Annotated in this window: 10 protein-coding genes; 6 read left to right on the forward strand and 4 right to left on the reverse strand. The window is 69.7% G+C overall.

The annotated features are described in order from the left end of the window. Positions 1–45: 45 nt before the first annotated feature. Positions 46–1,611: a family 43 glycosylhydrolase gene (locus tag ACIRDX_RS06805; protein WP_396624649.1), complete on the reverse strand. Its 1,566-nt coding sequence runs from the start codon at positions 1,609–1,611 to the stop codon at positions 46–48. Between the two features lie 95 nt (positions 1,612–1,706). Between ACIRDX_RS06805 and ACIRDX_RS06810 the strand changes: the two genes are divergently transcribed. The 4 genes from ACIRDX_RS06810 (at position 1,707) to ACIRDX_RS06825 (ending at position 5,556) form a co-directional block, all read left to right on the forward strand. Beyond that, on the forward strand, positions 1,707–3,029 hold the full coding sequence (locus tag ACIRDX_RS06810; protein WP_396624650.1) for a Gfo/Idh/MocA family protein: 1,323 nt from the start codon (positions 1,707–1,709) through the stop codon (positions 3,027–3,029). A gap of 207 nt (positions 3,030–3,236) precedes the next feature. Next, positions 3,237–3,680 carry a hypothetical protein gene (locus tag ACIRDX_RS06815; protein ID WP_396624651.1) on the forward strand — a complete coding sequence of 148 codons (444 nt, stop codon included), beginning with the start codon at positions 3,237–3,239 and terminating at the stop codon, positions 3,678–3,680. Beyond that, positions 3,677–4,774 (forward strand): sugar phosphate isomerase/epimerase family protein, encoded by a 1,098-nt coding sequence (locus ACIRDX_RS06820; protein ID WP_396624652.1) that lies wholly within the window; start codon positions 3,677–3,679, stop codon positions 4,772–4,774. The genes ACIRDX_RS06815 and ACIRDX_RS06820 overlap by 4 nt, the downstream gene beginning before the upstream one ends. Beyond that, entirely contained in the window at positions 4,771–5,556 is a 786-nt protein-coding gene (locus ACIRDX_RS06825; protein WP_396624653.1) for an SDR family NAD(P)-dependent oxidoreductase, read from the forward strand. The genes ACIRDX_RS06820 and ACIRDX_RS06825 overlap by 4 nt, the downstream gene beginning before the upstream one ends. A gap of 324 nt (positions 5,557–5,880) precedes the next feature. On the opposite strand, the gene ACIRDX_RS06830 is transcribed toward ACIRDX_RS06825, so the two are convergent. Continuing rightward, positions 5,881–7,107, reverse strand: a complete 1,227-nt coding sequence (locus ACIRDX_RS06830) for a PQQ-dependent sugar dehydrogenase (protein WP_396624654.1) — start codon at positions 7,105–7,107, stop codon at positions 5,881–5,883. A 27-nt stretch (positions 7,108–7,134) separates the two neighbouring features. Next, positions 7,135–8,511: a serine hydrolase domain-containing protein gene (locus ACIRDX_RS06835; protein ID WP_396624655.1), complete on the reverse strand. Its 1,377-nt coding sequence runs from the start codon at positions 8,509–8,511 to the stop codon at positions 7,135–7,137. Between the two features lie 365 nt (positions 8,512–8,876). Between ACIRDX_RS06835 and ACIRDX_RS06840 the strand changes: the two genes are divergently transcribed. Then, positions 8,877–12,062: a carboxypeptidase regulatory-like domain-containing protein gene (locus ACIRDX_RS06840; protein WP_396624656.1), complete on the forward strand. Its 3,186-nt coding sequence runs from the start codon at positions 8,877–8,879 to the stop codon at positions 12,060–12,062. 92 nt (positions 12,063–12,154) lie between these two features. Here ACIRDX_RS06840 and ACIRDX_RS06845 read toward each other — a convergent pair whose 3' ends face one another. Further along, the gene (locus ACIRDX_RS06845) at positions 12,155–12,658 is read right to left on the reverse strand and encodes a DUF427 domain-containing protein (RefSeq protein ID WP_396624657.1); all 504 of its coding nucleotides are present in this window, start codon (positions 12,656–12,658) and stop codon (positions 12,155–12,157) included. A 462-nt stretch (positions 12,659–13,120) separates the two neighbouring features. Here ACIRDX_RS06845 and ACIRDX_RS06850 point away from each other — a divergent pair. Further along, a partial coding sequence (locus tag ACIRDX_RS06850) for a hypothetical protein (RefSeq protein WP_396624658.1) occupies positions 13,121–13,399 on the forward strand: 279 nt, incomplete at its 3' end.

Below are 13,399 nucleotides of genomic sequence, written 5' to 3' on the forward strand. Positions count from 1 at the left end.
GGCCCGCGGCCGGGATGGTGAGGCCAACGGTGGCGCGCCGTCTGCCTATCGTGCCGGGGGCAGCGGGTCGGCGAGCCCGAACACCGTGAACTCGGCGATGCCCGCCGTGATGCCGCGCGGCGCGCCCACCACCACGACTCGGACACGCGTCACCGACGTCGGCGGGAGTTCGCGGTAGTCGATCAGGAGATCCGTGGCGTTGTCGCTACGGTCCAGCAGGACGCGCCAGGTTCCGGGAGCCGTCTCGCCCTCGATGCGGTAGCGGAACGGTCCGGGTACCACGCCCTTCCTGGTGTCGAGGCCGACGTCGCGCCACGCCAGCCGCATCGCCCGCACGGTGGAGCGCGTGCTCAGGCGACTGGTCAGGGTCGGCGTGGCATCACCCGCCGCCGGTTCCCACCACGTGCGCAGGTCTTCGTCCACGGTCTGTCGCGGCGGCGCCTGCGGCGTCGTGCTCGACGCCACGGTCTGGACGCCCACGTTCAACGGCAGCCATCCGGTGTCCGCTCCGGAACCTGCGGGTTCGCGGCCCGGCAGCCACTGCGGCGTGCTGGTGGCCTGCCGCACGAGCAGTTCGCCGTCGGCGTCGACCTCGACGCGATCCATGCCGATGCGCCGCTCGAAGCCGTGCGTGACGGTCGCCCGCAGCGTATAGAACGCCCACAGGTGCCCACCCGGCCCACGCGCGATGCTGCCGTGCGCGGTGCCGGTGAGCAGGCCGTGCACGTTGCGCATGAACGGGTTGCGGCGCTGCGGCGTGAACGGACCGAGCGGCGAGTCGCTCACGTAGGCGCCCATGGCATAGGTGGCGTTCTCCGTCCCCGCGGCGCCGTAGGTGAGGTAGTAGCGGCGACCGACGCGCAGCACCCACGCGCCCTCCACCCACCCGGCGTGCGGATTCTGGTTGTGGTCACCAACGCGTTCCCACGGGTGCTTGTCGGACTGGAACCGCAGCAACTCGATCGGCGCGCCCTTGATGCGCGTCGGGTCGTCGGCGTCGAGTTCGACGCCCCACAGGCCCGCGGCCGGCGAGTTGCCCCAGTAGTAGTAGAGCCGCCCATCCTCGTCGGAGAACAGCGCGGGATCGATCAGCGACGGCCAGCCACCCTTCGCCGGCAGCGCGATGCGCCCGAGGCGCTCGAACGGGCCGAGCGGCGATGACGACCCGTAGAGCTCCGAGTCGGAGGCCATCAGCAGGAACCGCCCGCGATGCCGCACGACGGTCGGGGCATAGCCGACGTCGCGCACGTTCAACGGGTGATGAGTCCACGTGGCGCCCGCGTCGCGGCTCATCCACGCCATGTCGACCGACGGGTAGAGATACCACGCGTCGTCGTGCCAGAGGGCGGTCGGGTCGGCCAGCTCGCGGAACTGCGCGACACGGTCGACAAGCCACAGGTTGGAGTCATCGACGGGGGAGCCCACCTCCACGTCGCGCACCCGTCGGCCGATCGGGTAGTCGGGGATCGACAGCGGGTTGCACCAGGTCACGGGCGCCGTCGTCGCAGCGGGTTGCGCCCGCAGCGGCACCGATTCGTTCGACAGCGCCAGCAGCGTGCCCGCGAGGACGCACGCCAGTGCCACACGGACATCGCGACGGGCCTGCAGCATGCGCGCATGATAGCGATTCGCCGCGCCTGGGCAAGCGCCTCGCTTGCCCTCCGTCAGGCCGTGTGTCACGCTCCGCGCACACGGAGGTAGGGCACATGGCCACTCGACGGACGTTCCTCAAGGCCGTCGCCGTCGGCGCTGGCGTCGCGCGCGTGGCGGCGAGCGACCGCGTGCGCGTCGGCTTCATCGGCGCCGGTCTCATCGGCACGCGCCATCTCATCGACTTCGCGGCGCAGCCCGACGTCGACGTGGTCGCCATCGCCGACGTCTCGCCCCCGCGCCTGGCGGCGGCCGTGAGGCGCGCCGGAGGACGCCCCGAGCCCGTCACCGACTTCCGTCGCCTGGTCGACCGGCAGGACATCGACGCCGTCGTCGTCTCGACGCCCGACCATTGGCACGCGCTGATGACCATCATGGCGTGCGCCGCCGGCAAGGACGTCTACGTCGAGAAGCCGCTCACCCATGTCGTGCGCGAGGGCGACTGGATGATCGAGGCCGCCACGCGCCATGGCCGCATCGTGCAGGTCGGCACGCAGCAGCGATCGGGAAAGCACTACCAACGCGCGGCCGAGCTGGTACGGGGCGGGCACATCGGGCCGGTTCGGCACGTGCACATCCGTGCCACACGCAACATCTCGCCAGGCTTCACGCGTCCAGTGGCCGAGCCGACACTCGACGCTGCGGCCTGGGACCTGTGGCTCGGCCCGGCGCCGTTGGTGCCGTTCGACGAGCGTCGCGCGCTGTACCACTTCCGCTGGTTCTGGGACTACTCGGGCGGCCAGACGACCAACCTGCTGGCCCACGACCTCGACATCGTGCAGTGGATGACCGGCGCGATGCCGCGCCGCGTGTCGGCGTTCGCACGCCGATCACTCGAGGGCTTCGGCGAGACGCCCGACACGTGCGAGGCCATCTACGAGTTCCCGGACTTCCTGCTGACGTGGACCAACTCCGAGGTGTCGGCCGGTCGATGGCGCGGCCTCGAGATCGGCGGCACGAAGGGCACGCTCACCATCAACCGCGCCGGCTTCCAGGTGGTGCCCGATCGCGCGATCCCGGCCGAGGTCCAGATCCCGACGCCAGACTTCGCGGGCAGCGCGCCTCGTGAGGACCCGCTGCGCACCGAGGCCGTGACCGACGAGGGCTATCAGCAGGTGCGCGACCAGTTCGTGCCGCACGTGCGCGACTTCCTCGAGAGTGTCCGCTCGCGCCGGCCCCCGATGTCGGACCTGCGCAGTTCGCAGCAGACCAACATCGGCTGCCACCTGGCCAACATCGCCCTGCGCGTCGGACGCGTGGTCACCTGGGACGCCGCCGCGAACACCATCGCCGGCGACGCCGAGGCCGCAGCGATGCTCTCCAAGACCTACCGCGCGCCCTGGGACCGCGAACTGCGCGCCTCGATCAACGCGGTGTGACGGATAATCCGGGGATGGACGCCCACGCGGTATCGCCAGCTGCGTCGGCTGCGCGTCGACGCCGGATGCAGGTGCGCGTGTTCGGTTCGCTGGCCGAGCACGACCGGAGCGACCCGGCCTACTGGGCCGCGCTGCCGGTCGGCGAGCGCGTCCTGCAAGTGTGGAGACTGAGCCGCGAGCAATGGCCGTCCGAGGTGAGCACCGCGCATGAACGAGGACTTCGTCGATCTGTTGCGTGCGTTCGCCGACCATGAGGTGCGCTTCCTCGTCGTCGGCGCCTACGCCCTGGGTGTGCACGGCCGCCCTCGTGCGACCGGCGACCTCGACGTGTGGGTCGACCCGACGCCGAGCAATGCCGCTCGGGTGATGGCGGCACTGGCTACGTTCGGCGCGCCCCTGTCCGACGTGTCCGAGACGGACTTCGCCCGCCCCGGCATCGTCTTCCAGATGGGCCTGCCCCCCGTGCGCATCGACGTCCTCACCGAGTTGACGGGCATCACGTTCGCCGAAGCCTGGCCCACCCGGGTCCGCGCCCCCTTCGGGCCCGTGGAGGTCGACGTCATCGGCCGAGCCGCGTTCATCGCCAACAAGCGAGCCACGGGGCGCGCCAAGGACCTGGGCGACATCGAGTCGCTCGGAGAGCAGGCATGACACCACTCGCACATGGCGTCCTGATGGACCGACGCGGCTTTCTCTCGACACTCGCCGCCGCGTGCGTCGCGGCCCGCAGCACCGAGGTGGCCGCCGCGCGGCGATCGTCGCTGTGGCTGGCCTACACGAGCTTCGCGGTGCGGCTGCGCTATGGCCGCGAGACGCCCGCCGCCGTTCCCTTCGATGCCGTGGCGTTGGCCGGCATGTGCACGCGGGTCGGGTCGTCGGGCGCGCAGGTCGACTTCGGGCAACTGCAGCCGGGTAAGGAGGCCATCGACCGCGCCGCGGCGGCGTACCGGGGGCCTGGGCTCGGCCTCGAGGTGTCGATGCCGGCGCGCGCGCTCGATTCGCCGCAGGCCTATGCCGACGCCATCGCCACCGCCCGGGCCCTGGGCGCCACGCGGGCGCGGGTGGCGCTGCTGTCGGGCCGGCGGTACGAGACGTTCGCGACGCGTGCCGACTGGGAGGCGTTCGCGACACGGTGGCGGGAGACCCTCCTCCGGATGCGGCCCGAGTTCGAGCGCCAGCGGTTCACGATCGGCATCGAGAACCACAAGGACTGGCTGGCGCCCGAGCTCGCGTCGTTGCTGCGTGAGATCGACAGCCCGTACGTCGGCGCCTGCGTCGACTTCGGTAACAACCTCGCGATGCTCGAGGATCCCGACGAGACGATCACGCTGCTGGCGCCGTTTGCCGTGACGACGCACGTGAAGGACATGGGGGTGCGGGTGACGACCGACGGGTTCGAGCTGTCGGAGGTGCCCCTGGGGCAGGGCATCCTCCCGCTGGCCCGGTACATCGACGTGATCCGCGCGGCGCGCCCCGACGCGCGGTTCTGCCTCGAGATGATGACGCGCGACCCGCTCTTGGTGCCGTACCGGACCGAGCGCTACTGGGCGCCGTTCGAGGCGGCCGGGCGTGAACCGGCGCGGGTGCGGCGATTCGAGGAACGGGTGCTCTCGCGCGCGACCACCACACTGCCGCGCGTGAGCGGCCTGACGCCTGAGCGACAGCTTGCGCTCGAAGTGGACAACGTAGCAGCCTGTGTCGCGCACGCATGCGACGTGCTGCACCTGGAGGCTCCCGACGCATGACCGCCACGCCACCGCACGCCCTCGACCTGTTCAAGCTGGCCGGCCGCACTGCACTGGTGACGGGCGGCGCGCGCGGGCTCGGTCGCGTGATGGCGGAGGCGCTCGCCGAGGCCGGCGCCGATGTCTGCATCACGAGCCGCGCGGCGGCCTCGGCGACCGAGGCCGCGGCCGAGATTGCCGCAGCGACGGGGCGCCGCGTCGTGGGCGTCGAGGGCGAGGTCTCGACGGCCGAGGGCGTGCAGCGGCTCGCGGCAGCGGTTGCCTCCGCGTTCGGGCACGTCGACATCCTCGTCAACAACGCCGGCGTCAACATTCGCGGCAATGCCGGCGACCTGTCCGAAGCCGACTGGGACACGGTGCTCGACACGAACCTGAAGGGGCCGTTCCTTGTGGCGCGCGCGTTCGGTCCCGCCATGTGCGAACGCGGCTGGGGACGGGTGATCATGCTGTCGTCGATGCTGGCGACGATTGCCCTGCCGGGGCGGGCGCCCTACGCCTCGTCGAAGGCCGGCATCAACGGGCTCACGCGCGTTCTCGCCCTCGAGTGGGCGAGCGCGGGCGTCACCGTCAACGCCATCTGCCCTGGGCCGTTCGGCACCGAGATGAACCGGCAGCTCATGAACGATCCCGAGAAGTACCAGGCCTTCATCCAGAAGCTGCCGATCGGGCGCTGGGGCCACCTGCACGAGATCAAGGGCGCCGTGCTGTACCTCGCGTCAGACGCCTCGTCGTTCATGACCGGCGCGTCGCTCGCGCTCGACGGCGGCTGGACGGCGCAATAGCAGGACGGGCCTGTCATGGGTCATGGGTCATGCCTCATGCCTCATGCCTCATGACTCATGACGCATGACGCCGCTCCCGACGCGGCACCATTGGTGCTGACGACGGGCACTCGCCTTGGGTCCTACGAGATCGTTGGCCCCATCCGTGCGGGGGCCTGGGCGAGGTCTATCGCGCGACCGACACGAAGCTGAAGCGGCAGGTCGCGAGCAAGATCCTCCCGCCGTCGGTCGCGGCCGATCATGACCGGCTCGCGCGGTTCCAGCGCGAAGCAGAGGTCCTCGCGTCGCTGCCTGGCCCCCACTCCCCGAGAATGCCGTCTCAGCCTACTTGCTCGCCGCCGGTACGATCCTGAGGATCGCCCCGTCCTTCTGCTCGGTGGCGAGGTAGATGTACCCGTCAGGACCCTGCTTCACGTCGCGCACCCGCTGGTGGAGGTCCCACAGCAGGATCTCGCGGCGCAGTTCCTCCATGTTCTCGTTGAACACGAGGCGCTCGAGGTGGCCGGTGCCGGGGATCTCCCCTGTCCGCAGCGCGCCGACGAACACGTCGCCCTTCCACTTGGGCAGCGCGTCGCCGGTGTAGAACATCAGGCCCGAGACGGCGATCGCCGGGGTCCAGTAGGCGACCGGCGGCTCGAACACCTCGTGGCTGGGGCGGTCGCCCCGCTGCCATGGACCCGGATAGGTACGGCCCAGGCTGACGAAGGGCCACCCGTAGTTGGCGCCGGGCTCGAGCAGGTTGAGTTCGTCGCCGCCGTTGGGCCCGTTTTCGGTCTGCCAGACCGCGCCGGTCGTCGGATGCACGGCGAGCGCGAGCGCGCCGCGATGCCCCAGGGTGTAGATGGCCTTGTCGGCGCTCGCACTGCGGGCGAAGGGGTTGTCCGAGGGAATCGAGCCGTCGTCATTGAGGCGCAGGATCTTGCCGCCCGGGATGGACATGTTCTGGGAATCGCCGCCCGCGCCGCTGAGGAACAGCGTGCCGTCCTTGCCGAAGGTCATGACCACCAGCCCGCCCGCGCCGCTTGGCGCCTGCCAGACGTCGCTGAAGCCCTCGATCGCCGAGCCCGTCCAGCGTCCACGGCCAACCGCCGCGCGGCGTCCCCCGCCGTCGGGCGTGTTGTAGGAGATGTAGACGAGGCCGTTGCTGGCAAACTGCGGGTGCAGCGCGACGTTCATGTACCCGTGCCAGTTGCCGGACGCGCCGGACTCGCCGCGGAACACGGCGGGCGGCCCGCCGGCGACCGTGCGCGGCGTGTTCGATTCCGGCGCGAGCTGGAACAACTCGCCCTTGCGCGTGACGACCAGCATCGACCGGTCGGGCAGGAAGGTCAGCGCCATCGGATATTCGATTCGCGCCAGGACCTCCACGCGGATGTCCATCTGTTCGGCGGTGCGATACGTGAACGGTCCCTCCGGCAGCGGGTTGTCGGCCACGCCTGTCGGAGCGACCGGAATTCCGTTGGCCATGGGCACCGTGCGCTGGGCCTGTGCCGCGCCTGCCGCCAGTGCCAGTAACCCGGCACACACAGTTGTCTTCGCAGTCACCCGCATGACCTGTCTCCCCTCAGTCGTCGTCCCTCACTGGCCGCTGGCCGTCGCCCGCGCGAGCACGTTGTGCCCGGAGCCGGTGTCGAGCCGCAGCCTGACCACCTTGCCGTCCTGCTTCTCGAAGACGACCAGGGTGTCCCTGAGCGCGAAGGTCTCGCCGCCGCGATAGATCAAGGCCTCCGGCGGATCGGCCGCGTCGGCGGCGTTGGTCAGCGTCAGACCGCGTCCGCTGGCGGCAATCGTCACGGTGGTGGCGCTGCGGCGGCCACGCCCCGTGAACGTGCCGGCATAGGCAGACGCGTCGCCGGTGAACGGACGGCTGCGATCGGGCGGCGGAGGCAGCACCACGTCGGCAATCTGCAGGGCCAGGTCGCGCGGGTTGACCGAACCCCTGGTGTTCTGCAGCACGACGATGATGAGATCGTCGTCCGGGTAGTACTGGGATTCCGACAGGAAGCCGTCGATGCTGCCGCCGTGGGCGATGGCGCGGCGTCCACCGATGTCGCGCAGCCCGATGCCCATGCCGTACCGCACCGGCGTGCCGTCGTTCAGCACGCCCGGCGTGGTCATCTCCTTGTACGACGCCGGCGACAGCACTGTGCCTCCGTGCAGGGCACGGTTCCACGCCACCAGATCCTCGGCGCTGGAGCACAGCGATCCGCCCGCGTAGGGCCAGGTGTGATCGATATAGCCCTTGAGCACGAGCGCACCCTTCTCGGTGTCGTAGCCGTGCGCGTGGTTCCTGCGCACCGTGCGCTCGCTGCAGTAGTACGAGTTCGGCATCCCCACGCGGTCGAACAGGCGCTGCTGCACGAACGTCTCGTAGGACATCCCCGACACCTTCTCGATCACCAGGCCGAGCAGGAAGAACGCGGAGTTGTTGTAGATCTGCTCCTCGCCTGGCGCGAAGGTGAAGGGCTGCGCGGCAAACAGCGCCACGAGATCCTGGCGCGGCCGCCTCAGCTTCGAGAAGTCGCCGAACTCACGCATCTCGGTGTAGCCCTTGATGCCCGACGTGTGGTTCAGCAGGCGGCGCAGCGTGAGGCGGTGGCCCTGCGTCGGGTAGTCGGGCAGGAACCTCGTGATCTCGTCGTCGAGCGACAGCGCGCCCTGCTCCTTCAGCAGCAGGATCGCGGCGGCCGTGAACTGCTTGGTCACCGAGCCAATCTCGTAGGTGGCGCCCGGCGGCGTCGGCACATGCAGTTCGAGGTCGGCCAGGCCGTAGCCCTTGCTGACGAGCGTCTTGCCGCCCTTCATCACGGCAACCGACGCGCCGGCGATGGTGCCGGCCTTGATCGGAGCCTCGACGATCGCGTCGATACGGGTCACGAGATCCGGCTGCGCGGCCGCGGACCTGCCGACCAGCGTGGCCAGGGCGACGCACACGACGAGGTGATGGCGAATCATCGGGGCCTCTGTTCCCGGCGGCGGCCGCCAGGGCTCAACTGACTCTGTGGGCGATACGTGCGTTGTCGCGAATCCGTTGCACGGCGCCGCGTTGGTCGCGGATGAAGGCGCCACGATAGCAGACACCATGACGCAGGACGCCGCTCCCGACTCCCGACACCCGGCTCCGGAATCGAGGCCGACGCTGGAATTGCGAAACTTGTTTCGTGAATGTAACGTCTGCTAGCCTCGACCATCCGGGCAGCGGCCCGGCCGTTCCCGGGCGTCTCCTCGGCGCCGAACGGCCTCGCGCTGCTGCGTCCGGCTTCTCTGGATTCTCAGGAGTGCGGACCCGCCGCGCGCGGGTCGTGTGAGGAGGAACTATGGTGCGTCTTCGACGCGCATGGCTCGCCGTGGCGGCGATGGCCATGGGTGTGCTTCTGCTCGGGCCGTCGGCCGCGCCCGTTGCGGCGCAGTCGACCACGGGCACGATTCAGGGCGTGGTGCGTGATGACCAGAACGCGGTCATCCCCGGCGCCACGGTGACCGTCCGCAACGTCGGCACGGGGCAGTCCCGCACGGGCGTGACCACCGAGGGTGGGCAGTACCGGTTCCCGAACCTGCAGGTCGGGCAGTACGAGCTCACGGTGGAACTGGCTGGCTTCGGCACGTACAAGCAGGCGGGCCTGAACCTCTCGCTCAACCAGGACGCCGTGATCGACGTGACGCTCCGCCCGGCCAGCGTCTCCGAGTCGGTGGAGGTGACGGCCGACACGCCCCTGCTCAACACCACCAACGCCGAAGTGGGCGTGCGCTTCGATACGCGGCGCGTCGCCGAGCTGCCCGTGATCAACAGCCGCGACATCTTCTCGCTGGCGTTGCAGGCCGCCGGCGTGTCGCAGCTGGGCGCGGGCCAGACCGGCTTTGCCTCGGGCACCAATTTCTCGGTCAACGGCATGCGCCTGCGGTCCAACAACTTCATGATGGACGGGCAGGACTCCAACGACCCGAGCGTGGCCGGCCGCCAGCAGCCGATGAACAACACGGACCTCGTGCAGGAGGTCCGCCTGATCACCAACCAGTTCGCCGCCGAGTACGGCCGCGCCGCCGGGTCGGTGATGAACGTGATCACCAAGAGCGGCACCAACCAGTTCCGCGGGTCGGCGTTCCTGTTCCACAACGACAACAGCCTCAACGCCCGCAGCAACCTCGACAAGGCCGCCGGCCGCACCGAGGCGCCGTTCTACCGTGAGCAGCAGTACGGCGGCACGATCGGTGGTCCGGTGCTGCGCAACCGCACCTTCTTCTTCGGGTCGTACCAGAAGTGGACGCAGGACCTGCTCGGCTCCGGCACGACGCTCAACGGCGCGCCGACCGAGGACGGCCGCCGGATCCTCGAGTCGGTCGCGGGCACGCGGCCCCAGGTCGCCGCGCTGCTCAAGTACCTGCCGCCGGCGCAGACGCCGCTCGGGCGCACCGTGCCGATGACGGTCAACGGGCAGTCCTACGCGATTCCGATCGGCTCGCTCACCGGGTCGGCGGCCGGCGTGTTCGACAACCACCAGGGGTCGGGCCGCATCGACCAGCAGTTCGGCGGCAACGACAACCTCGGCGGCCGCTACATGATCAACGACAGCGTGCAGGACGGCACGGGTCAGGTGACGCCGCAGGGCCTCACCACCTTCAGCCCGTCGCGCCAGCACTCCTTCACCGGCTGGTGGACCCGCGTCTTCTCGGCCAACGTCGTCAACGAGTTCCGCTTCGGGTACCAGAAGCTGAACACGACGACGACGGCGTCCGATCCCTCGTCCGAGGCGATTCCGTCGATCGAGATTCCGGAGCTCGGCCTCACCGGCTTCAACGCCGCCACGAGCCGCACGGCGATCGGCCTCGCGGTGAACCTGCCGCAGTACCGCATCAACGACACGTTCCAGTACATCAACAACCTGTCGTACGTGCGGGGCCGGCACGCCTTCAAGACCGGCATCGACGTGCGTCGCATCAACGTCGAGAGCTTCTTCCTGCCGACGATCCGCGGCCGCCTCGTCTACCCGACGCTCCAGCGCCTGATCGACGACAACGCAGAGACGGCCACCATCAACAAGCCGCTGCCCGGCGGCCAGGCCATCCAGCTCTACGACTGGACCGACGTGTTCGCGTACATCCAGGATGAGTGGCGCGCCACCGACAACCTCACGCTGAGCGCCGGCCTGCGCTACGAGACGCCGGGCAACTCGATCGCCAGCCTCTACCCGCTCAACGACGCCATCGTGGCCGAGGCGGGCGGCGACCAGCGCTACGCCATGACGACGCGTCCCGAGCGCGATACCAACAACTGGCAGCCGCGCGTCGGGTTCAACTGGAACCCGCGGACCAACGGCGAGGGCCTGCTCGGGTTCCTGACCGGCGGCGACAAGATGGTGGTGCGCGGCGGCTACGCGCGGACCAACGACTACGCGTTCATCAACATCAACCTCAACATCGCCAGCGCGTTCCCGTTCGTGGCGGCCTTCAACCAGCCGAACATGCCCAACGCGTTCGTGACGCTGCCCACCGTGCAGCTCTCCGGGCTGAACCCCAACTCGTTCGCCCGCACGATCGTGTCCGACGACTTCCGCTCGCCGTCGGCCGACCAGTTCAGCCTGGAGTTCCAGCGCGAGCTGACGAGCGACATCGTGTGGCGCGTCGGGTACGTTGGCACGCAGGGCAACGACCTGTTCCAGACGCTCGACGGCAACCCGCGCCAGCCGTTCTCGGCGGTGCGTGTCGACCCCACGCTGGCGACCGTGCGTGAGCGCTCGAACACGGCGTCCTCGAGCTACCACTCGCTGCAGACGTCGTTGCAGAAGCGCCTGCGCGGTGGCTTCGCGGCCGAGGTCCACTACACGTGGAGCAAGTTCATCGACACCGCCTCGGAGATCTTCAACCCGTCGTCGGGCGAGGTGGCCGTACCGCAGGACTCGTTCAACATCGCCGCCGACAGGGCCGTGTCGACCTACGACCGTCCGCACCGCTTCACCGGCAACTTCGTCTACGAACTGCCATTCTTCCGCAGCCAGGAAGGCTTCCTCGGCAAGATCCTCGGGGGCTGGCAGGTCAACTCGGCGTTCACGCTGCAGAGCGGCGCGCCGTTCACGGTGCTCAACGGGTCGGACCCGACGGGCGCCCTCGCCGGCATCGACGGCCTGGTCGGCAGCGCCATCCGTCCGAACATCAACACGGACATGGACCTGTCGAACATGACCATCCCGGACATCATCGCGGCCGGCGGCTCGAGCCTCTTCCGCACGCTGTGCGGCAACCCGAGCGCCACCTGCCAGGGCGAGCGCGTCGGCAACGTGGGCCGCAACACGCTGCGCGCCGACGGCATCCAGAACATCGACGTGGGCTTCATGAAGAACACGCGGTTCGGCCGCACGAACCTGCAGTTCCGCCTCGAGATGTTCAACGCCACCAACACGCGCAACTTCGGCATCCCCGAAGGGCGTGTGACGTCGACCAACTTCCTCAACCAGTGGGGCACCGACGGCGGCCGCCGCGCGATCTGGGCGTCGGCTCGCTTCACGTTCTGATGGCCTGACCCGCCGCTCGGTGGATGTCATCAGGGGCGCGGCGCTTTCGGGCGCCGCGCCCTTCTGCATTCAAGGCACGCGCGTGGGTCACCTCACCAGTGGCCTGTGCCCGGCTCCCCCTTGAACGGGCCCACCACATCCGGGGTGATCCATCCGCCGTAGAAGCCGCCGGGCTGCGGCGTCACGGGCGCATCGCCCACGAAGCAGGCGTCCACGCGTCCGGCATAGAAGGCCACGTAGCCGGCGATGGCCGCGAACGCGGGCGCAGGCGATGGATAGCTCCACGCGGCCTCACGCGACACGCGGTCGCCCACGCGCAACGTCCAGTAGGCGGCGCGGCCCTTCCACTCGCAGTACGACGAGCCCCCTGCAGCTTCGAGGACACCTGCCGCGATGTCGTCCGGCGGCAGGTAGTAGGTGGGCGGGCTGGCGGTCTCGCACACGCGCCAGGCGCGCATGGTGTCGGCAATGACGAGGCCGCCGAACTCGATGCGTACCGGGGCGGCGACGCGCTCGAGGCGCGGCGGGCGGGGGAAGTCCCAGACGGAGATCTGGCCGGTGCCAGGAGCAACGGGAATGGGGCGGGCAAGCGGCATGCCCAGTGAGACGCTCCGATCATGTCGCCGCGCTTCACGCGGGCAGCGCGGCGCGGCTTGTCGGGCGGCTGAACCGACAGCTCAGGAACGACCCCGAGACGTACCAGGCGTTGGTCCAGAAGCTGCCGGGCGCGGCCGCGCTTCGTGCCCGGGCAGGCGTTCCTGGCACATGGTTGCCGCCGCAACTCCCCGCCAGCGTGCCGGGGCACGGCGACACGCCCCGTTACCGTTCGCAATCGCGGTAATCCGGCGCAGGCGGTGCCAGTGGTAGACTGAGTCAGTTTCCGTCATGGGCGCGGCCGTTGTTCTGCGGCCGCTGCCGTCCACACTGCGCCCCGCCCCCTTCAAGGGAGGCGGCTGGCTGGCCGCCGAACGTGGCGGTCGCGATGGGCGGCGACGCGTCAGACCGACGGCGCCAGGGGCGGTGGGATCGATCGCTGACGAACGAACGGGGAGAGTCGAATGATGCGCAACACGCTTGCCGCGGCCGTCGTGGCCATGGTCGCCTTTGCCGCACCGGCCAAGGCCGCACCGATTGTCTATGGCATCACCTTCACGAACACGGTGACCACCGGCGCGCTGCCGGCAACGCCGAGCGGCTCCTTCACCTATGACGCGGTCACCGCGACGTTTTCCGGCTTCCTGGTGACGCATCGCGGCGTCACGTTCGACTTCACCGCTGCCGCCAATGCGGGTGGCGGCGTCGCCTTCCAATGCGGCGCCGGTGCGAGCGCGTTCGAC

Source organism: Luteitalea sp., assembly GCF_044337415.1.
Taxonomy (GTDB): Bacteria; Acidobacteriota; Vicinamibacteria; order Vicinamibacterales; family Vicinamibacteraceae; genus Luteitalea.

What these genes read in the sequence shown, in the direction of transcription:
- ACIRDX_RS06805 (WP_396624649.1), bottom strand. Translation starts at nt 1,611, where the DNA reads ATGCTGCAGGCCCGTCGCGATGTCCGTGTGGCACTGGCGTGCGTCCTC.
- ACIRDX_RS06820 (WP_396624652.1), top strand. Translation starts at nt 3,677, where the DNA reads ATGACACCACTCGCACATGGCGTCCTGATGGACCGACGCGGCTTTCTC.
- ACIRDX_RS06830 (WP_396624654.1), bottom strand. Translation starts at nt 7,107, where the DNA reads ATGCGGGTGACTGCGAAGACAACTGTGTGTGCCGGGTTACTGGCACTG.
- ACIRDX_RS06825 (WP_396624653.1), top strand. Translation starts at nt 4,771, where the DNA reads ATGACCGCCACGCCACCGCACGCCCTCGACCTGTTCAAGCTGGCCGGC.
- ACIRDX_RS06815 (WP_396624651.1), top strand. Translation starts at nt 3,237, where the DNA reads ATGAACGAGGACTTCGTCGATCTGTTGCGTGCGTTCGCCGACCATGAG.
- ACIRDX_RS06845 (WP_396624657.1), bottom strand. Translation starts at nt 12,658, where the DNA reads ATGCCGCTTGCCCGCCCCATTCCCGTTGCTCCTGGCACCGGCCAGATC.
- ACIRDX_RS06810 (WP_396624650.1), top strand. Translation starts at nt 1,707, where the DNA reads ATGGCCACTCGACGGACGTTCCTCAAGGCCGTCGCCGTCGGCGCTGGC.
- ACIRDX_RS06835 (WP_396624655.1), bottom strand. Translation starts at nt 8,511, where the DNA reads ATGATTCGCCATCACCTCGTCGTGTGCGTCGCCCTGGCCACGCTGGTC.